Here is a 20,047-nt window from a genome sequence, read left to right as displayed (position 1 = left end):
AGATCATATTCAGCCGCAAAGGAGGTTGCGACAACTCCCACTTTGTCTCGGCTGAAACCCTCACCAAGCCAATCTTCTGACAAAAACAAGTCTTTGTCAAATTTTTGCCCCCAGGGATTGCTCTTCCTGGTTTTTAAAAGATGAATTTTCTGTAAGCCTTAAAACTCCGGCGGCACAAATGTCCGTTCAAGATGCGGAACATACTGCTTTTCTTCATGATTATAAGTTTTCACCACAACCTTATCATGATAGAGATAGAGAGAGTTGGTCCAGATGGTGCCGCGGTTCATATCCTTATTATGGATATTGGTAACCCGACCGGCATAGAGATTGATAGGCGAGGCAAAACTTTCTTCAAGGGGTGAGGTATGGACATGGCCGGAAACCCAAAGAAACACCTGGTGGTTGTCTTCGAGAATTGCGTGCAGGGTTTCTGCCGGTTGGGCTACAAAACTCGGGGTATTGACCCAATGACGATAACGCCTCAGGGTGTTCTGCAAAGGGCCGTGAAACATGATGATGGTCGGTGTTTGTTTGTTGTTGGCGAGTTCCTGCTGCAGCCAGTCAATTTGCTGGTCGGACAATCCGGAGAGGAACTCGGCATGATCAGCAGATAAGAATATGAGCAGATAGTCCCCTACATGCCGACTGTAATAATAGCTCGACAGCCCAAAGGTATTCTTAAACTTTTCCAGCCGTTCCTCTTGCCAGGCCCTTGTCCCCGCGACCAGCTGACCACCGGAATCGGCTGGATGGGCATAGAAATAATCGTGATTGCCGGCTATGGGAAAAAGAGGGGCGTGGAGCTTATCAAAATACTCTCTTGCCGCCTGATACTCATCATCCGTGCCAAAAAAGGAGCAGATATCACCTACCGCAATAACCATCTCGACATCTTCCCAGGAGTTGATGGTTTCCCGCACCTTCTCCTTCTTTTCTATATCCCGTCCGGGAAGATGCGGGTCTCCTAGGACCACAAGGTGGTGATAGGGTTCGGCAGAGGACTGACCTGAGTATCCGGCACAGCCGGAAAGAGCCAGAAAAAGAGCTGCCGAAATCAATAAGGATCTGAGTACGTTCCGTATTTCTGTAGGGTTCATGAGCAATGTTTGAGAAGGGTTATGGGGAATTTGGCCAAAAAACCAATGCCCATCCCGGAAGTGCCAGGGTTCTTATAGCCCGATATCCCTGGCAATTCCCTGCATCGCCAGGAGACTCAACTGGCAGAACTCGGCCAAAGGAACCCCCAGCAATTCGCATTCGGCGATTATTTCACGATCGGCGCCACGGGCAAAGGCCTTTTCCTTGTAGCGCTTCTGTACCGATTTAGCCTTTACCGCCGCCAGTTTTCTCTCCGGAACAACCATAGCGGCAGCAACGATCAAGCCAGTAATCGTCTCGCCGGCGGCCAGGGCAAATTGCAGTGGAGTTGTCCGCCGCTCGCCTGGCCAGGCGGTGAGATTGTGGAGACGGATCGCCTCGACAATCTCCGCATCGACACCTTTCTCCCTGAGAATTGCCGCCGTTTCTCTGGTGTGGGTGGCAAGATCAGGCTGACTTTCCGAGTCGAGATCGTGCAACAACCCGGCCAGCCCCCATTTTTCTTCATCGAAACCGAGCCGGCAGGCAACCGCCCGCAGAACCGCCTCAGAGGCGAGCGAATGGTTTACCAAATGAATGTTCTGCAAGGTGCCGCGCACCAGTTCCAGGGCCTCGCCCCGGGTAATGCCGTAGGTCACGAGCGCCTCCCTCATTAATATTTCAGTCCGACTCGGTCACGCACCAAATCCAGGGTCACCACCGCCTTCTCCCGGGCTTTATCCCGACCTTTTTCAAGGATTGCCCGAAGCATCGTCTTGTCGCCGAGCAACTCGGCCTTTTTCTGTCTGGCTACGCCAAAGGTATCATTCAGCAGGTCGAGTAATTCAAGCTTGAGATAGCCGTAAGCAGCCCCACCATTGACGTAGAGACCATGAATCTCCTCCATGCGGCTGGGAGAAGCGAAGAGTTTCATGATATTATAGAGGTTGCAGGTTGCTGGATTTTTTGGCGCCTCGACAGGGGTGGCATCGGTTTCAATGGCCATGACCCTTTTCTTCAGCTCCTTGCCCTCCATGAAGATGGGGATGGTATTACCGTAGGATTTGGACATTTTCTGGCCATCCAGACCGGGAACGATGGCCGTCGATTCGTTGATTGCCGGTTCTGGGACAACGAAGGTCTGGCCATATTCGTTGTTAAATTTGATGGCCAGATCACGGGCCACCTCCAGATGTTGCTTCTGGTCCTTGCCGACCGGTACCTGCTCCGCCTGGTACAGCAGGATATCGGCAGCCATCAATACCGGGTAGGAGAACAGCCCGTGACTGGCGGAAATACCCTTGGCCACCTTATCCTTGTAGGAATGGCAGCGTTCAATCAGACCCATCGGTGCAATTGTCGACAGAACCCAAGTAAGTTCACATACCTCTGGAACATCCGATTGCACCCAGAAGATACATTTGTCAGGATCGAGGCCGAGTGCCAGAAAATCAGCGGCGGCTTCGAGGGTCCCCGTCGCCAGCCGGTCCCGCTCGCGGACCGAGGTGAGGGCGTGAAGATCGACGATAAAGACATACAGCTCATCGCTTTCCATATGAGCGATCATTGTCTGCATCATACCGAAGTAGTTGCCGATGTGCAGTTGGCCAGAGGGTTGGATACCTGATAATATTTTCATGCGTTTCCTGCCGTTGTTGGATAAAGAAAGTTCGAAAGTGACCGGTAATTTTCAGTCCGATACCATACTGTAAAAACAAAAAAAAGGGGAGTAGGGAAACGACGCCCCCTACTCCCCCATTTCAATAACGATTCAGTCGCCGCTGAGTTTATTTCACCTCTTCAAAGTCGGCATCAACCACGTCGTCATCGTTTTTCTTCTTGCCTTTCGCCCCGGCATCGGGCCCGCCGGCAGCAGCGTCGGGATTCTCTTTGGCAGCCTGCTGATACATGAGCTCGGCCAGCTTGTGCGAGGCCTGGGTCAATGCCTCGACCGCCGTCTTGATGGCCGCGACATCGTCGCCATCCTTGACCTGCTTGACATTGGCGATCTCTTTCTCGACATTGCTCTTGGTTGCCGCATCGACCTTATCGCCGAGATCCTTCAAGCTTTTTTCTGTTGCATGAATCATCGCATCCGCCGAATTCCTTGTCTCGACCAGCTCCTTGCGGCGCTTGTCTTCCTCGGCATGCAGCTCGGCATCCTTGGTCATCCGCTCAATCTCGTCCTTGGTAAGACCTGACGAGGCGGTAATGCGAATCGACTGCTCTTTGCCCGTTCCAAGATCCTTGGCGGAAACGCTGAGGATACCGTTGGCATCGAGATCAAAGGTCACCTCGATCTGCGGCACACCGCGCGGCGCCATGGGGATATCGGACAGTTCGAAACGGCCGATGGTCTTATTGTCGGCGGCCATCTCCCGTTCGCCCTGGAGGACGTGGATGGAAACAGCCGGCTGATTGTCGGCAGCCGTTGAGAACACCTGGCTTTTCTTGGTCGGAACGGTGGTGTTCTTCTCGATCAGTTTGGTGGTTACACCACCGAGGGTCTCAATGCCGAGGGAAAGTGGGGTAACATCAAGGAGCAGTACGTCTTTGACGTCGCCCTGCAAAACGCCGCCCTGGATGGCCGCGCCAATGGCTACGACCTCGTCGGGATTGACACCCTTATGCGGTTCCTTACCAAAGATATCCTTAACCTTTGCCTGTACCATCGGCATCCGGGTCATGCCACCAACGAGAATGACCTCGTCGATGTCAGAGGCGGAAAGACCGGCATCCTTCAAGGCAGTACGGCAGGGGCCGACGGTCCGTTCGACCAGGTCCTCAACCAAGCTCTCCAGTTTAGCACGGCTCAATTTCAGGTTGAGATGTTTTGGGCCGGAGGCATCGGCGGTGATGAACGGCAGATTAATGTCGGTTTCCTTGGTGGTGGAAAGCTCCATTTTGGCCTTTTCCGCCTCTTCTTTCAGGCGCTGCAGGGCCATCTTATCTTTTCTCAGATCGATCCCTTGCTCGCGTTTGAACTCATCAGCCAGCCAGTTGACGATGCGCATATCGAAATCCTCACCGCCGAGGAAGGTATCGCCGTTGGTCGACTTGACCTCGAAGACACCGTCACCGATCTCCAGGATGGAGACGTCGAAGGTACCGCCGCCAAGATCGTATACGGCGATTTTCTCTTCCGCCTTCTTGTCAAGACCGTAGGCAAGCGAGGCGGCAGTCGGCTCGTTGATGATGCGCAGCACGTTGAGACCGGCAATTTTTCCGGCGTCTTTTGTCGCCTGACGCTGGGAATCATTAAAATAGGCAGGCACGGTGACCACGGCATCGGTAACCTCTTCGCCCAGGTATTCCTCGGCGGTCTGCTTCATTTTGGCAAGAACCATCGCCGAGATTTCCGCCGGCCGGTATACCTTGCCATTGACATCAACAGAGACGCTGCCATGGGTTCCCTCGACGATCTTAAACGGGCTGATGTCAATGGACCTTTTGACCTCCTGATCGGTGAACTTCCGGCCGATAAGGCGCTTGATGGCATACAGTGTCCGCGTCGGGTTGGTTACCGCCTGACGTTTAGCAATCTGTCCAACCAAACGCTCGTCACTATCCGTAAAGGCCACGACCGACGGGGTGGTTCTGTTCCCTTCGGCATTGGCAATTACCTTAGGTTCTCCTCCATCCATAATGGCCACACATGAGTTGGTGGTTCCCAAGTCAATTCCGATAATTTTGCCCATCTTCTCTCTCCTTAAATCGTTCTCAGCGGATTATTATCCGTCCAGCATTATTCAATTATTCGTCAGTTGCCCTGCCCTTGGCAGTAGCAACCTCCTGTAAAGTTGTCACTTTCCCCTGTTTGTCAAGGGATTTGCGGATCTTTTAGACGGTCGAAACCAGACGCATAAATCATTTTGGCCCGGCGGAGACCACCACCTTGGCTGCCCTCAGCAGTCGATCCTTGTAAAAATAGCCCTTTTCATATTCAAGAACGACGTGATTGGCCGGAACCGTGTCGCTGGCCTCCATCGTCAGGGCCTCCTGATGCTGCGGGTCGAAGGGCTTACCAACACTGTCAACCGCTTTGACCTCAAATTTTTCCAGGGTGGTGACCAGACTTTTCAATGTCAATTGGACACCGGTCAACAATGCGGAAAAATTCTTCTCCACATCGCTACCCCCGGCCGCACCCGGTCCGATAGCTCGTTCCAGGTTATCCACCACCGGTAATATTTCTCGAAAGATCGTCTCTCCGGCATATTTTAAGCCGGCCAGGCGCTCCCTTTCTACCCGTTTTTTAAAGTTTTCGTTATCGGCAGCCATCCTCAGCACCCTGTCACGAAGACCGGCGAGTTCTTCCCTGGCGTCGAGAAGTTCCTTCTCAGGGTCGGCCTGTGGTGCTTGGGCAGCAATTTCTTCGGGGGCCTCGGAGTCCTTATCACCCTCAACAACATCGGGATTTTCTTGAAGCTCTTCGATTATTTTCTCCTTGCTCACCATTCTCCCTCTCTCTTTGCTTTTCCGTATTTCTTGCTCCGGGACGCGCCCGGCGCGGCAAAACTCAAACCTTCGCCAACAATAAGTAGCCGATTTTTTATTGTCAAGTAGCCATCGGCCAATAATCATTGGCCAAGAATCATCAAAAAATATAATAAATTCAAAGTAAACGACGGGAGGAGGGAACAACTGCTGGGCATTGGGGAGAGAATGCAGCGACAATGGACTTTAGCCGGTCTCGTACCTGTTCAGCTTATTGAATAAGGTCTTGCGGGTAATGCCAAGTCGTCTGGCCGCCTCGCTTTTATTGCCGCCGGATTCTTCGAGGGTCTTGAGGATAAGCTGCCGTTCCACCGCAAACAGCGAGCCAGCTTCGCCATCTTCCGTTGAAACCGGCTTATCCTGATGTTGTGCCGCATATTTTTGAACAGAGAGCGGCAAACTGTTTTCGGTCAGCTCGGTGCCGCGCATGAGAATGATGCCGCGCTCGATGGCATTTTCCAACTCCCGGACATTTCCCGGCCAGGGATAGCTGATCAACAAATCCATGCAATCAGTGGTGATCCGGTCAAGAACGCGGCGGTTTTTCTCAGCAAATTTCCGGGCAAAGTGTTCGACCAAAAGAGGGATATCGGCACCACGATCGCGAAGCGGCGGCACGGTAATCATAACCACGTTCAGCCTGTAGTAGAGATCCTCGCGAAAGGCATTGCGACTGACCTCCTCCTCAAGATTGCGGTTGGTGGCGGCGATGATCCGCACGTCGACCTTGATGGTTTCCTCGCCGCCCACCCGCTGCAGCTCATGTTCCTGAAGAACCCGCAGCAGTTTGACCTGCATTGCCTGAGAGGTCTCGCCGATCTCGTCAAGAAAGAGGGTGCCGCCATCGGCCTGGACGAACTTGCCGTCCCGCCGCCTTTCGGCACCGGTGAAGGCGCCTTTTTCATGGCCAAAAAGTTCCGATTCGAGCAGGCCTTCGGCGAGTGCTGCGCAATTGACCTTGATAAAGGGCTTACTCCGCCGTTCGCTGTTGCGGTACAGCGCTTCCGCCACCAGCTCCTTGCCGGTGCCCGATTCGCCGGAGATGAGAACAGTCGCCTCGGTCGGTGCCACATAGCCGACCATCTCCAGCAACTCCTGCATCGGCGGGGAGGTACCGATAATCGCCGTCTCCAGCGTCTTCCGTTCGGCAGCCGGCAACTGCTTCCTGCTCACCACCTGCTGATGGTCCACCGCCCGCATCAAAGCGAGGCGCAAGCGATCGAAATCGAGGGGCTTGGTGAGATAATCGTGGGCTCCCTGCTGAATTGCCTCCACCGCATCGTCGACAGAGGAATAGGCGGTCATAATAATCACCGGCAGGGACGGTTGCAGTGCCTGAATCCGGGTAAAGGCCTCGCGGCCGTCCATCTTCGCCATTCGCACATCCATGAGCACGGCGTCGTATGGATGTTTGCTGACGGCTGCCACCGCCGTCACCCCGTCATCGGCCTCAACGCAACGCCAGCCCCACTCCTTGATAAGAGAGCATAGGGTGAAGCGGTGCACCTGATCGTCGTCGACCACCAGAATGGTTATTTGCTCCTTTTTCTGTGCCACCGGATGCCTTTTCCTGTCGTTAAAGCTGCGTTGAGCAGCTCGTCTGCTCAAACGAAACGTATGCCCTTGTGGTATAAAGCTGAGTTGAGCGGCTTATAGGCGCAAACGAAACCAATATCCTAGCGGCAAAAACCGCACTCACAAAAATATTCTAACACACTGTTATAAGTGAATCTTCTTGGCCAGCCAGGCGATATTATCGCCCAGAGTCTGCATGGTGGCTATACCTTCCTCGTCACCGGCAACCTCCCCTTTTTCCCGGCCTTTGCCGATATTCCAGTAGGACGATCCGACCACAATCATCTGGCCGATAAGAAAGAAGTGGTTGATCGAATCAAAGACATGGATGGCCCCCGCCCTCCGAACCGCCACCACCGCCGCGCCCAACTTGCGTTTATAGAGATCGGTATTGGCCCTGCCGACCATACCGGAACGGTCAATCAACGCCTTCATTTCCGAGCTGAGATCGGCAAAGTAGGTGGGCGAGCCGAGAAGGATGATATCTGCCTCGACCATCTTGGCGATGCAATCGTTGACGCAGTCCTTGTCGATAATACAGCGCTGATCCTTGTTTTTAAAACAGCTATAACATGCTTTGCACCCGGAAATTTCATGGCCGGCGAGTTCGACAAGCTCGGTGTCGATTCCCTGAGCTGCAAGTTTTTCAAGAACGGTATTGAGAAGGTAGGCAGTATTGCCATTCTTTCGGGCACTTCCGCAAAAGGCGACAGCTTTCATATTCTGGTTGCTCCTTGTCTGATTTCAATCTCCCCCAACAAAGTGAATCGGCACCTGCAAGAAATTCATTCCATAGCAAGGATTGAAACTCTCGAATACTTCGTGAAAAATCCCTGGGAGTTCTCTTCGGTACCATTATATGGTACCATCTTACTGCAAAAGCAAGGCAAAAACTTGGGACTCATGTGAAGCGGTGCGATTCAACCCGGCAGGAAACTGGGTTTTACCACTCCGGTGCACCCGCTTGCCTTTGCACTTACGGAGGTTTCCATGCACCATATATCGATCATCAGCGTCGGCGGCACCATCGATAAGATCTATTTTGATGCCAAAAGCGAATACGAGGTTGGACCGCCGAATATCGAAAGGGTCCTGGCGGAGCTCAATCTGGCAATCACCTACCGGGTCAACTCGCTCATGCGCAAGGATAGTCTCGACCTCACCGATGACGACCGGGCACTGATCGCCCAAACCGTGGCTGTCGATCCCTGCCCGCGCATTCTCATTACCCATGGCACCGATACCATGGTAGAAACCGCCAGGGCACTGCGACATGTTTCCGGCAAGACCATAGTCCTCACCGGGGCCTTGGAACCGGCCTTGTTCAAGACCAGCGATGCTGTTTTTAATATCGGTTGCGCCATCGGCGCGGTCCAGGTTCTCCCGGCAGGGATATATATAGCGATGAACGGCAGGATCTTTTCAGCGGGTAAGGTCAGGAAAAACGTGGCGCTGAAACGGTTTGAGGATGTGGAGGTGTAATTCTGGCATACTTCTTATTGAGTAACGGCGCCATCCTCCAGATAGGAAAAGAGCCTGGTCAGGAGACTGCGATTCTGTTCATTCACATCAAGAAACTCGACCGACACCTTCTTGGTCGGCACGGTCAGGAAATTAATGACCTCATCCTGTTGCTCACAAACCAAACGAACATATAAGCCGGTAATATACAGGGTTGTTCCGGCGCAAACAATCTCCACCGGCCAATTTTCAGGAAAGAACTCTTCCTGGGAACAATGAAAGCACAAGCCACCGCAGCTGATGTCCCCTATGAAAGCGATCCCGTTCGGATGAACGAGGAACATCTCTTTCTGGCCTTTCAAACGTGTACTTCTCCGGCGATCAATATTCGGCATTCTACTCATATGACTTTTCTCCTGATTAAAGTAAGGAACAGCATATACCGCATTCACGACCTTTTTGAAATGATTTTCTTGCCAGGCTTTACTGCATTTGAAAACGCCCAAAACGACCATACCGGAGTATTTCTTCCCCACTACCACAGGGTGTTATCTGACATAACCAGTGGGGTTGCGGGTCCGTCTTTCTTCCTGCTGGAGGAGTATAATCGCCCGAGGTTGATACCAAATGAAAGTGTCAGGCTATTTCTCAAAGGTATAGAGAAGGTCGGCGCCGGTTGACTGGGAGGAGCTGCGGGTTTCAACGGCAAAGCCGCGGGCGAGATCATAGCGAACCCGAAACTGGCCGAGCTGGCTGAACATGTTCATATCGTACCCGACATACAGATCCTTTGTCAGTTTCTTGCCGACGACCAGGGAGACATTCTCCTTTCTACTGCTGCCCTCAATATGCATATCGTCGAGCTGCAAAATATCGCCCAGCCCCTGAAAGAGATCAGCGCCGCCTTTCAGGCCAAGGGTATTTGCCGCCGCCTGAAGGAGGCTGCCCTCCTCCTTATTGGAAAAAGCCAGCGAGTGGCCAACAATCATCTGCGACAGGATTTCTGTGTCGTCCATATATGGATCGGAAAACAGGTTATAACTGAGATCCTGCATCAGGCCGCTGATATCGACACCGACTGTATAACCGCGGTTCAGTGCCTCTTTATCGCTGAATTTCTTCTGTGCCCGCACATCGATGCCGGGGTTGTCAATGGGGCCGCCGGTGAACAGTATCCGGCCCCGTTCAATGTCGAGGGTCCGGCTATAGATGGTGAAGACCCCTTCGGAAAGGTCCAGTTCGCCCTTGGCCGTCGGAAATTCCCCCGTGGCCGTTTTCACCCGTAGCTGGCCGCCTAATTTACCGGTCAGTCCATAGCCATCGATATGCACATCCCTGCCCAAGAGGACTTCGAGATCAAGAGAGAACGGCCAGCCGAGTTCCTTCGACTCCTGACGGCCGTTGACCAGGACCACATCCTTGGACACCGATACCGAGTCCTTCATTTCCTCGGGTGTTATCAAGGCATAGGGGACCAGCACCGTACCCCTGATCGCCCCGCGGTTTTTCGCCAGACGCATCTGCACGTCGGAGTTGACCCGGATCGCATATTCCGGCAGATTGACCAGGAGGAAATCGTAGCTGCTGACATGCAGGTCACCCTCCAGGCCGGTATCACCATAGTAGAGCCGGCCATCAGCACTGATGCTTCCCGGCCCCGAGGTCGCCTGTCCAACTACCCTTGCCCCGTCTTCGGTGGCCTTTATCGCCACCTTGACATTTTCCAGGGTAATCCCTTGGTATGGCAAGGTGATACCGCCTCCTTCAATCTCACCCTCACCAGCCAGTTCCGGCCTGCCAATTGTCCCGCCAAGGACAAAGGAACTGTTCACCCGGCCGGTCGGCTCGACCCCGAAGCCGGTAAAACTTGAGAGTATTGCCAGATCAAAATTTTGTAGATCGAGGTTTCCGGAAAGCGGCAAGGAACGCAGCGGTGCAATAAATATCTCGGTACCCTGGGTGTCTGCCATCAAGCTCAGTCGGCTGCCGTTATTCATTTGCGTAACCAGATTGGCATGCAGCAGCGAGTCGCTGAGGTTCAGCTTGAGGATTGTATCTTGGCAATGGATAAAATTTGCATCCTGGTCATTGTCGCCGAGTTGCAGGTCGGTTTCCGGCAACCTCACCTCTACCTGGGTAGAAAGCAACCGGCGATTCACCCCGGAGGCGGTGATTTGACCATCAAGCCGGCCGTTAACTGGTGCGTTCAACAGATTGATATTATTTATGATTTCCAATGGGATCGAAGTGAATTGACTGGTAAATTGCCACCCAAGATCCTCCTCCACCAAAAGATCGCCGCCGGCGCAGAATGACGAGGCACCCTGAGCTATGCAAAATTTCTCCAGGAACATCTTGTTACCGGCGATGAGCAGAGCTGCATTGTCCTTTTGCTGCCAGGTGCCGATGGGCGAAGAACTGAGGATGAAATCCTTGACTGCACCTCGCCATTCATCCTCGCCTCCGGCCTGTGCCCGAAACTGCACCTTGCCGAATGTCCCTGCCGCTTGTCCTGTCACCTCCTGCTCTTTGAGGCTCCCGGAAAAATCAAGCCTCCCGTGCTCAAGCTGCAAGCCGGCTAGCGAAAGAGCATCGGCCGCGAAACTGCCCTGCAACCTACTGTTATCACTTAATTGGGAGGAAAGATTGGCCTGCAGACGACCGTAACTCACCTCACCAAAGACAAGCTTTTCCCCATGCAATTTTGCTTCAACCCGCGGTTCCTGCAGACTCCCCCGCAGGGTGGCGAGGAGTTCGACTGAACCACCCGCCTCCGGCAAAAGGGTCCCGATATCAGGGGAAGAAAAGGTCAAATCTAGGGCAAAGGCGTTTCCGGCCTGGCCTTGCACGAGAAGCTGCGATGCCCCGCTGCGCAGGAAAAGACCGGTCGTCTGAATGGTGTCCTTGGTCAAACTGATTTCGCCGTTGCCGACGAGGGAGTTGCCGCGCAATTGCCCGGAGATATCGCTAATCCTCAAGAATCCTTCAGCACCGGAAGTCCCGAGAAAGCCCTCGCCGGCCAGGACACCGTTGACCTGACCGGGAAAATCCGGATGTAGTCCGGACGGGTCAAAATTATTGAGATGGATATCCCACGACCAGCTGACTCTATCGGCCCAGGAGATCATCCCTTTTTCAATCCGGGCACTCCCCTCCATCTCGCCGCTGCGAACGATCATGCCCTCGGTGCGTATATCATTTTCGTTGAGAGTGACGGTCCCAGCGGCCGATATCGGTCGGTCGTGCAACGTCCCCTCCAGCCGTGCCACCTCGAAGGTGACATCCACCCCCAGATCGTCGCGCACCGTACCAACGGAGGTAAGATCGGCATCGATTTTACCCGGCAGGAAATCGAAGAAATGCGAAGGATCGAAATTCTTGAAATGAAACAGTCCTTGCCAGTCAAAAAGACGTTTCCAATCGATTTTGGCGTTGTCGGCCACCGCCCAAGCGTCGCCGCGATCGATACGCAGGGTGTCGAAATCGATACCCATCAGGCCGGCGGAAATGGTGGTCTGCACCTGCATATTATCAAGTGTGCCCCAGGTCCCTAGTGCCTGCACCTGGCCCCAGTACCCCTCGGTATTGCCGTGCACCTGGCCGTGCACCGTGGCCAGATCAATCTTCGGACAATGTTTGATAAAGGCCTCCAGGTCGACATTGCGTCCTTCAAGGGTCGCCGTCCATTCCGGTTTCTCAAGCAGATTGACCACGTCCCCTTCAACTCGAATGTCCACTGGGCGGTGAATGCCAACGGCCGCATGCGGCGAGTTAAGTGGTCCGGTGGCGGAAAGAGTCCCCTCTACCTGGTGGAAGCCGTAGTTGATCACCCGCCAGTTACCGAGCAGATCAACACGCCAGTTACGGTCAAAATCGACGGTGCCGTGGATGGCCATGCCGAGTTCCGGTCCCTGCAGAGAAATATTGTCGATGGTCAGGCTGTTGCCCTTGCCGCGCATGGCAAGATCAAAGGTATCGAAGACTAATAGTTCCCTGCCATGAGAATTCTGCAGCTGCAAAGAGGACACCGCTAGCCGCTTCAAAGAAATTTTCAGGGGCAGCAGCAAGCGGGGCAATACCACCGGCCCTCCCTTGGCAGCTTGCACTTCCGGCCCATTGTCGCGCAGACCGACCACCACGCCCGCTACGTCAATGCCGGCAATATCGAGTTCGCCGGCGAGAAGCCTTAAAGGAGACCAGTCCCATTCGAATGTATCGATCTTATACACAGCACCGGCGGTATCGATGCGTATATCCTCCAGGATGAAGTGCCCGAGAAGCACGCCCTCCGCTTTGCCGATAACCATCCTACCGCCACTGAGCAGCCGGGCCCCGCCTTTGACAAGATGCAATCCGATCCCGCTGCCGAACAGGACGCCGCATAGCAGGAAAAGTGCCACAATTAAAGTTATTGACCGCCGGCCATGTATGGTCATTACAGATCGGCCCCCACCATCAGATGAATGCGCAGGGGATTGCCGTCCTCGGTGATCGCCGAGGCGACATCGAGGCGGATCTGTCCAAAGGGCAGACGAAATCGCACTCCACCGCCAACTCCCTGATAAAAATTCAAAGAGAGATCATCGGTGGCCGTGCCGCCATCCCAGAAAGCGGCAAGGCTCCACTTATTATAGATGATTCGCTCTATCTCAATGCCACCGACGATCATGTATTTGCCGCCGATGGTTTCCCCGGAGGAGTCTTTAGTGCCGATGGATTTGTATTTATAGCCCCGGATGGTATTGTCGCCGCCGGTGTAGAAGCGGAGTGACGGCGGCAGGGAATCGATACTGTCGACGGCGGTTATCCCCGCGGCACCTCTGCCGATGATCCGCCAGTCTTGCATGGGCGAAAGGATTGCCTTGCCGCTGAGTGTCGCCTGGAGAAAGCTGGCATCGGAAATCACCCCTTCAACTCCGCCGATCAAACCAATCGAAGCCTGCAGGCCGTTCTTGGTATTGAGAAGGTCATCAGCAAAGATCAAGCCGCCGTTCAGTGAGGGCAGGAGCAGGGTTGACTCACCACTGGTATCGCCGATATCATAGATTTCATCGCGCAGCTCAATCCCGGTACTGAGCTTGTACCGGGGCTCAACATAGGCGCGGGTCAAGGCGGCGGTGAATAGCTGGGTCGTAGTGTTTTCCCAGTTTTTATCCTGATAAGCCAGACTGCCAGTCAGAGAGTGATAACGGGGATCTTCATTCATCGGCATCTTATAGTGGAAGGCGATGGTATTTTCTCGCTCGGCCAGCTGCAGGGAGGCATTGACCTGATGGCCATGGGTGTTGAACAGCCTATTGTCCCAATCGATCTTTCCCCGTACCCCGGTGTCAGTGGCATAGCCCACACCGAAGCTGTATTTATTGAGGTGTTCGGGGGCGGTCAGATCAATATCGACGGGGATGGCGAAATCCCGGGCATTGTCCAATTGCCCGCGCACAGCGACCCGGCTGAAATAATCGGTCTGATAGAGAATCGACTGCAATTCAAAGAGTTTCGCCGGATTATATGGATCCCCGGCCTTATAAGGCTGGTAGCGTTTCAACAGGTCTTGCCGCAAAATCTTCTGGCTGCTGCTGGTCTCACCGAACCGGTACTGGCGGCCGGTACCGAGCACCAGACGGATCGAGGCACTGTTGTCACCGGGGCTTATGCGTAAGGTTCGCTCACTGAAGGCGGCATCGATAAACCCTTCGCTAAAGGCCTGATTAACGAGTTTTTTCTTGCCCTGCTCATACAGCTCCTGGTTGAGGATATCGCCATCCTTCACGGGAAAGTCCGCAAGAGCGGCAAGAAGCGGGGCATTATCGGCACCGTCACCGGCGAGCTGCAGAGAAACATCCCTGACAATAACCGGTGGTCCCTTGTCTATGGTGTACTGGGCGTGCCACACCCCATCCTTTTTGCTGAGGCTGCTTACAACACGGGGATTATAATAGCCGAAGGGGGCGAGGGCCGAGCTGATATCCTCATTTGCCTGGCGGTGCATGCGCCGAACGGCACCTGCCTGCAGCCGTTCATTGTCCTTATGAAGAAGGATCGTCAGACGGGCCAGGACATTTTTCAGAAGCGGATCACTGACCCCGCTAACCGTCACCTCTATCTGAACGGAAGCGGATGCCGTCACAGGTTGTTGGACAAGGAGAAAGACCAGAAAGAGGAATAAGAATCGACAAGACACGGATGTTATATTATGAAAAGGCTCATCTTCAGATTGCCGGTGGAGCACCGCCGAGACCAAGGATTATGGAAGTGGCGCCTCGCACTTTGCCGGAGGAGAAACCATCCTACCATGAATCCGCCCCACGCGGCAACGAAGCATACTCAACGCGGCAAAAATCAACGTTTTTTTCATCGACCTAAAAAACATAGGCAGTCTTCCGGTTGTAGTGCACTGACATATCTTCAAAGAGATATTACTCCTATGGCTTAACACTGAACGATGCAGCTGGAACCACTCGTCATAACCAAGATTATCAACGGCGGCTTCGGCCTCGGATCTCTGTCGTCCGGCCAGGTGGTGCTGGTACGTCATGTCCTGCCCGGTGAAACCGTTATTGTGCGTATTGAAGAACAGAAAAAAAACTACCTGATAGGGCAGGTCGAGAAAATTATTGAGGCCCACCCGGCAAGACGCATCCCGCCCTGCCCGTACGCTGGAAGCTGCGGCGGCTGCGACCTGCAGCATACCGATTATACCACCCAGCTGCTCATCAAAAAGGCGGTGATCACTGACCTGCTGGAGCGCAGTATCCCTGAGGCCCTGCCACTGCTGGCTGAGCCAATCGCCGCACCGGAAGAGTTTGGCTACCGGCAACGTCTCCGCCTCCAGGTGTACCACGGCGAGCTGGGCTTTCACCGCTTTCAATCCCATGACCTCCTGCCGGTCAAGTCCTGTATGCTCGCCGGGGTGAACCTCAACCACTGTCTTGCCGCCCTCAGATCCATGGCGGATGGCCGGAAACTGACTGCCCTGGCCACTGAGGTTGAGCTGCAGGAGAACCCGCAATCCGGCAAGGCTGTGGTCATCTTCCACTTGTCGCGCAAACCGCGGCCTGCCGATATCCAGGCCGCCCGGCGTTTCGGCCAAGACGTCGACAATGTCGAACGGATCTTCTTCGCCGGCCAGCAGTTCTCCTTGATGGGTCCCTATGGCAGGGTGGAAAATGAGGGGTCGGGCAGTATTCTCGGTGTTCATTACCAAAATATTCCAGGTCTTGCAAAGGACCTGCATCTGTGCTGGGAGGCTGGGGGCTTCTGCCAGGTCAACCTCCAGCAGAACAGCCGACTTATCGCAGAGGTCTTGGACTTTTGCCAGGTGGAGAACGGCCACAAACTGCTCGATCTCTACTGCGGCATGGGCAACTTTGCTATCCCTCTGGCACAGGGAGGGGCGGAGGTCCTGGGTATTGAAGGCCAGGGCTCGGCCATCCGCAGCGCCAAAAAGAATGAAGCCATGGCCGGTCTTACCCATGTACAGTTTCGCCAGAGTCCGATCGAGGCCGCCTGCACCGATCTGGCCGCAGGGGGGGCATTTTTTGACTGCGTGGTCATTGACCCGCCGCGCCAGGGCGCTCCAGGGTTGGCGTCCTTGCTCGCGACCCTTACCAAAAAGCGGCTGGTCGCCATCTCCTGCGACCCGGCAACCCTGTGCCGCGACCTCGCCCAGCTCATAGAACATGGCTTTGTTGTCCGAAAAATCCAGCCCATCGATATGTTCCCCCAGACCCACCACCTTGAAACCGTGGTACTCCTGGAAAAAAGCGGTTGTTAACCAATTATTCGAGGATTTGACCTAGATCAATGCAGGCAAAGTCTTTTCATCGTAGGGTCAAGGCAGCACAAGAAAAATGCCGAGAGGCACTCGAACCTAAAGGTTAAAACAAATTATCTAGGTGAAAAAAATGTCAGGATGTGGATGCGGATGCGGTAGTGGCGGCGGACCTTTTTCTAAAGGCAGGGATCTGGTGGAATTTGTATTTCAAGCCCATGGCGGGGCAATCCGTGATCAAAAGATCATGCAGGGGCCCTTACAAACAAACTGCCAGGGCTGCGGCGCCCCTTTCACTTTGGAAACCTATCTGGGTCGATGCCCGGAATGCGGGGGAATTCACGCCGTCGCTCCAATGTCACCAACTGCGGCTAATATTCAATTTGCCGGGAAGGACTATCGCCTGCCTAGTTAGTGGCGGATGCGGTACTGCCGGCTTGCGGGTAATGGGACAATGCAGGAACTGCCATTCCCGTGCGGCTGTTTACTTCCGCACGGGAATGGCAGGTTTGGGGAAGGTAGAAAAAAGTACCTGCTGGTCTTGCCTTTACTCCAGGGCAGCCAGCTTCTTTTCAGCAGCAGCCCTTTTCTCTGCCGACCGTTCCTGCAGTTTACCAAGGATCTTGGCATCAAGATTGAGGTTGTCGTCGATCTTCTTGTAGTTGAGAACCGCATCCCGGGCATCGACAAAGGCGGCGCGGCCAAGCGGCGTACGGCTGATCACGGTCGTCCAGCCAACATCGGCACCGATCCCGCCGAAAGAGATGTCCGAGTATTCCGCCGTGAAATCATCGCAGTACAGACAGGTCTGGCGCTTTGCAAAATCCAGATCGTGGATGGGGATGGTCTGGATTGAGCCGTCCTGATGATGCAGCAGCAGGTCTTCCTTGAAGTTCATCTTCTTGATATCGGACATCTTGCAACCGGCCAGTTTCTCCAGTTCGACCGCCTTGCCGGCGCTGAAGTCGTAGTTGGCGTTGCAGAACCGCCCAAAGTAGAACTTGATGGCGTCGGAGGGAACGATCTTCAGGGCTTGCATCTTGCGTATCGACTTGATCTGGCACGGAGTGCCGACGAAGGCGATACGCTTCAGGCCCTGGCGCATCAGTGAACCAAGCGCCTTAGCGATCGGGGTGTAGGACGAATACGACTCGCCGAGGGTATTGGTACCTTTCTCGACGTTAAAGTAAAATCCGGCAGATTCAAGAAGATCCTGACGAGTGGTGGCAAGGATCGGCTTTCTGCCCTGTGGGGTATTTTTGATGACGATGGCGCCGTCGATGCGGCCGGTGTCGAACATGTGCAGCAGCAGGCCGGTGACCACGCCGCCGTCTGCCGCCCGGTCACGGATCGACTCATCCTTAATCTGGGCGACGGTGACATCAAGCACCCGGCCCATGGGCGCGCTCCATTCGACCAGCTTCTTCACCGGCTCGTTCATCTCGGTGATCACCGGGCAGATCTTATAGCACAATCCGCAGTCGATGCACTTTTCAACGCTCTTGTAGCGGGGCACGTTGTCCACCATGTGCAGCGCGCCGTAATTGACGGCGGTGCAGAAGGTGACGCAACCGCCACAGCCGTGACAACGGCCAGTTGCCCGAACTTCCTGTTTCAGATCAAAAAACGTTTTCATAAACACCTCATTTCAATAGGTTTGGTGCAGTCCCTGTCGAGAAAAGTGATCGACTATCATCTCCACGGTTCTACTGATCGCCTCGGTAACCTTTGGCGAACATTCCTTCGTGAATTCAAAATAATCCTCGGCCTCAATCAGGAAAATACGGAGCTTTTTCGGCATTTCGTCGGGGAAGAGTTCATACCCCACCTTCAGGGTTGAACCGAGGGTGACCGCGTGGGAGATTGCCAGATTGTGATCGGTGAAGATCTGATCGATGGTCACCTCGGTAATCGTCCCCGGCGGGTAGCCAATCTTGGCGGCATCGATTATGACCACATCATCGTAACCCATGAGTTTGTCATTGACCTCAAAGCCGACGCCGTAGATGATCTCGGTGTCCACGGCCAGCCCAGACCTTTCGATCCGCTCCGCGACTTCAATTCCGGCACGATCGTCCTTGAGCATCGGATTGCCGATTCCACAGACAAGAGATTTAGTTTTCATCTGGTCCAAAAAGGTAGACCGGGCATACACCCGGTCCACACCTGGTTAAAGTAGCAATTAAAAGTTGCGCAGGGTCTGCAGCAGCTCTTTGCTCTGGTTGTACACCTTCACCTCGACCGGCGAAGAACCTGGGCGAATCGCATGGGTCGCGCAGCCAAGGCAGAGGTCGTAGGGACGGTATGCCATCTCGACGTGATTGAGAATGGCCTCGTCGACATTGCCGTTTTTGATGAAGTGCTTAGCCGCCTTGCGAACGGCGAGGTTGATCGGTCCCTTGTTGTGGGTGGTGGCCACGACAATGTTGGCGTCGGTGACGATGCCCTTGTCATCGGTGTTGTAATGATGAATGAGGGTACCACGCGGCGCCTCGATGATGCCGACACCCTCGCCGGTGACCGGGCCAAGGGGTGCGCGGGCGTCGTCGCCGGTGATCTCCGGATCCTGCGCCAGCTCGAGACACCTCTCGGCGCAGTGCAGCAGCTCTATGGCCCGCGCCCAGTGATAGCCCATGATGTTGTGCACCGGACGGCCGCCGAAGGTGGCAAAGAACTTCTGGTACTCCTCGTTGGCCAGCGGGGTGCTCATGCCTTTCGAGACGTTCATGCGGGCAAGCGGACCAACGCTGTACAAGCTGGTGCCCTCGCCGTCGACGATGCCCTTCCAGCCGATCTTTTTCTGATACGGCATCTTCAGGTAGGTCCACGGCAGTACCCGCTCGGCGATGTGATCGATATAGCCCATACCGGTGAAGGAGGCGATTTCGTTGCCATTGACATCGACCACCTTCTGCACGCCGTCGTAGAGCGCGACGTTGCCGTTTTGGTCGGTTGTGCCCATATAGTTGACCGACACCCGGTACATGTCTCCGGTGACCAGCTCCATATAGCCGGGATTACTGAGAACCACATCGCTGAAGATCTTCAAAGTCAGCTTGCTGAGATCGATGAGCTCGTGCGACCAGGCCTCGATCTGCTCGCGCTCAACCTCGTTGAGGGTCTTCGACCAGCCGCCGGGGATAGCGGCGACCGGATGGTTCGGCTTGCCACCGAGCATCTCGAAGATCTTCACCGCGTAGCTACGCTTCTTCAGAACCTCACGGCCAAGATCGGCGCCAACGGCGTTGATCAGGCCGATGACGTTACGCTGCGCCGCAGGTGCTCCTGGCCCGACGACGAAATCGGGAAAACCGAGGGCGTAGAGGATGACCGCATGGTCCTCAACATAGTGGGCGTTGAAGAACAGCTCGCGCAGCTTGCGGGCGGTGGATGTAGGCTGTACACCGTAAACACCGTCGGAGGCCTTCATTGCCGCGGTGAAATGCACGCCGCGGCAGACGCCGCAGATGGTGGAGACGGTGCGGGGCACCTCTTCGATCGGCAGCCCGACGAGAAACTTCTCAAAGCCGCGAAACTCGACAACCTGGAAGAACGCCTCGTCGACGTTGCCGTTATCATCGAGAAAAATTGCTATTTTACCGTGACCTTCCAGTCTGGTCATCGGATTGATTTCTATCTTCTTCACTGTATCACTCCTTATTA

16 protein-coding genes are annotated in these 20,047 nt (G+C 54.5%); 3 read left to right on the top strand and 13 right to left on the bottom strand.

Annotated elements, in window-relative coordinates; translation table 11 throughout:
• Positions 1-158: 158 nt before the first annotated feature.
• From OEL83_20250 to OEL83_20220, 7 genes are all read right to left on the bottom strand, one after another.
• Positions 159-1,061, bottom strand: a complete 903-nt coding sequence (locus OEL83_20250; protein MDK9709377.1) for a metallophosphoesterase — start codon at positions 1,059-1,061, stop codon at positions 159-161.
• Between the two features lie 111 nt (positions 1,062-1,172).
• Positions 1,173-1,739, bottom strand: coding sequence for an HDIG domain-containing protein (locus OEL83_20245; protein MDK9709376.1), 567 nt, complete (start codon positions 1,737-1,739; stop codon positions 1,173-1,175).
• Positions 1,740-1,753: 14 nt separating this feature from the next.
• Positions 1,754-2,719 carry a tryptophan--tRNA ligase gene (trpS, locus tag OEL83_20240; GenBank protein ID MDK9709375.1) on the bottom strand — a complete coding sequence of 322 codons (966 nt, stop codon included), beginning with the start codon at positions 2,717-2,719 and terminating at the stop codon, positions 1,754-1,756.
• 148 nt (positions 2,720-2,867) lie between these two features.
• Positions 2,868-4,778 (bottom strand): molecular chaperone DnaK, encoded by a 1,911-nt coding sequence (gene dnaK / locus OEL83_20235; protein MDK9709374.1) that lies wholly within the window; start codon positions 4,776-4,778, stop codon positions 2,868-2,870.
• 169 nt (positions 4,779-4,947) lie between these two features.
• Positions 4,948-5,538 carry a nucleotide exchange factor GrpE gene (locus OEL83_20230; GenBank protein ID MDK9709373.1) on the bottom strand — a complete coding sequence of 197 codons (591 nt, stop codon included), beginning with the start codon at positions 5,536-5,538 and terminating at the stop codon, positions 4,948-4,950.
• A 225-nt stretch (positions 5,539-5,763) separates the two neighbouring features.
• Complete coding sequence (locus tag OEL83_20225) at positions 5,764-7,134, bottom strand: sigma-54 dependent transcriptional regulator (protein MDK9709372.1); 1,371 nt, start codon at positions 7,132-7,134, stop codon at positions 5,764-5,766.
• A 162-nt stretch (positions 7,135-7,296) separates the two neighbouring features.
• Positions 7,297-7,872: a flavodoxin family protein gene (locus OEL83_20220; protein ID MDK9709371.1), complete on the bottom strand. Its 576-nt coding sequence runs from the start codon at positions 7,870-7,872 to the stop codon at positions 7,297-7,299.
• Positions 7,873-8,142: 270 nt separating this feature from the next.
• Between OEL83_20220 and OEL83_20215 the strand changes: the two genes are divergently transcribed.
• The gene (locus tag OEL83_20215; GenBank protein MDK9709370.1) at positions 8,143-8,634 is read left to right on the top strand and encodes an asparaginase domain-containing protein; all 492 of its coding nucleotides are present in this window, start codon (positions 8,143-8,145) and stop codon (positions 8,632-8,634) included.
• Between the two features lie 14 nt (positions 8,635-8,648).
• Here the strand turns inward: OEL83_20215 and OEL83_20210 are convergent, their stop codons facing one another.
• From OEL83_20210 to OEL83_20200, 3 genes are all read right to left on the bottom strand, one after another.
• Entirely contained in the window at positions 8,649-9,017 is a 369-nt protein-coding gene (locus tag OEL83_20210) for a PilZ domain-containing protein (protein MDK9709369.1), read from the bottom strand.
• A gap of 237 nt (positions 9,018-9,254) precedes the next feature.
• The gene (locus tag OEL83_20205) at positions 9,255-13,049 is read right to left on the bottom strand and encodes a translocation/assembly module TamB domain-containing protein (protein ID MDK9709368.1); all 3,795 of its coding nucleotides are present in this window, start codon (positions 13,047-13,049) and stop codon (positions 9,255-9,257) included.
• Entirely contained in the window at positions 13,049-14,740 is a 1,692-nt protein-coding gene (locus OEL83_20200) for an autotransporter assembly complex protein TamA (GenBank protein MDK9709367.1), read from the bottom strand. Before OEL83_20200 ends, OEL83_20205 begins: the two co-directional genes overlap by 1 nt.
• Before the next feature lie 315 nt (positions 14,741-15,055).
• On the opposite strand from OEL83_20200, the gene rlmD reads away from it, so the two are divergent.
• Complete coding sequence (rlmD, locus tag OEL83_20195) at positions 15,056-16,387, top strand: 23S rRNA (uracil(1939)-C(5))-methyltransferase RlmD (protein MDK9709366.1); 1,332 nt, start codon at positions 15,056-15,058, stop codon at positions 16,385-16,387.
• Positions 16,388-16,517: 130 nt separating this feature from the next.
• Complete coding sequence (locus OEL83_20190; GenBank protein ID MDK9709365.1) at positions 16,518-16,799, top strand: hydrogenase maturation nickel metallochaperone HypA; 282 nt, start codon at positions 16,518-16,520, stop codon at positions 16,797-16,799.
• Between the two features lie 132 nt (positions 16,800-16,931).
• On the opposite strand, the gene OEL83_20185 is transcribed toward OEL83_20190, so the two are convergent.
• Genes OEL83_20185 through OEL83_20175 form a run of 3 tightly spaced genes read right to left on the bottom strand, consistent with a single transcriptional unit; the run spans position 16,932 to position 20,030 of the window.
• The gene (locus OEL83_20185) at positions 16,932-18,020 is read right to left on the bottom strand and encodes a Coenzyme F420 hydrogenase/dehydrogenase, beta subunit C-terminal domain (GenBank protein ID MDK9709364.1); all 1,089 of its coding nucleotides are present in this window, start codon (positions 18,018-18,020) and stop codon (positions 16,932-16,934) included.
• Between the two features lie 12 nt (positions 18,021-18,032).
• Positions 18,033-18,509 (bottom strand): hydrogenase maturation protease, encoded by a 477-nt coding sequence (locus tag OEL83_20180; GenBank protein ID MDK9709363.1) that lies wholly within the window; start codon positions 18,507-18,509, stop codon positions 18,033-18,035.
• A 57-nt stretch (positions 18,510-18,566) separates the two neighbouring features.
• Positions 18,567-20,030 (bottom strand): Ni/Fe hydrogenase subunit alpha, encoded by a 1,464-nt coding sequence (locus tag OEL83_20175; protein ID MDK9709362.1) that lies wholly within the window; start codon positions 20,028-20,030, stop codon positions 18,567-18,569.
• Positions 20,031-20,047: the final 17 nt, after the last annotated feature.

This window comes from Desulforhopalus sp. (genome assembly GCA_030247675.1).
Classification (GTDB): domain Bacteria; phylum Desulfobacterota; class Desulfobulbia; order Desulfobulbales; family Desulfocapsaceae; genus Desulforhopalus_A.
This window is presented reverse-complemented; position numbering and strand designations above follow the sequence as displayed.

Excerpts from the sequence above, each read along its gene's own strand:
- trpS (MDK9709375.1), bottom strand. The coding sequence starts at position 2,719 with ATGAAAATATTATCAGGTATCCAACCCTCTGGCCAACTGCACATCGGC.
- dnaK (MDK9709374.1), bottom strand. The coding sequence starts at position 4,778 with ATGGGCAAAATTATCGGAATTGACTTGGGAACCACCAACTCATGTGTG.
- OEL83_20230 (MDK9709373.1), bottom strand. The coding sequence starts at position 5,538 with ATGGTGAGCAAGGAGAAAATAATCGAAGAGCTTCAAGAAAATCCCGAT.
- OEL83_20220 (MDK9709371.1), bottom strand. The coding sequence starts at position 7,872 with ATGAAAGCTGTCGCCTTTTGCGGAAGTGCCCGAAAGAATGGCAATACT.
- OEL83_20215 (MDK9709370.1), top strand. The coding sequence starts at position 8,143 with ATGCACCATATATCGATCATCAGCGTCGGCGGCACCATCGATAAGATC.
- OEL83_20210 (MDK9709369.1), bottom strand. The coding sequence starts at position 9,017 with ATGAGTAGAATGCCGAATATTGATCGCCGGAGAAGTACACGTTTGAAA.
- OEL83_20205 (MDK9709368.1), bottom strand. The coding sequence starts at position 13,049 with ATGACCATACATGGCCGGCGGTCAATAACTTTAATTGTGGCACTTTTC.
- rlmD (MDK9709366.1), top strand. The coding sequence starts at position 15,056 with ATGCAGCTGGAACCACTCGTCATAACCAAGATTATCAACGGCGGCTTC.
- OEL83_20190 (MDK9709365.1), top strand. The coding sequence starts at position 16,518 with ATGTCAGGATGTGGATGCGGATGCGGTAGTGGCGGCGGACCTTTTTCT.
- OEL83_20185 (MDK9709364.1), bottom strand. The coding sequence starts at position 18,020 with ATGAAAACGTTTTTTGATCTGAAACAGGAAGTTCGGGCAACTGGCCGT.
- OEL83_20180 (MDK9709363.1), bottom strand. The coding sequence starts at position 18,509 with ATGAAAACTAAATCTCTTGTCTGTGGAATCGGCAATCCGATGCTCAAG.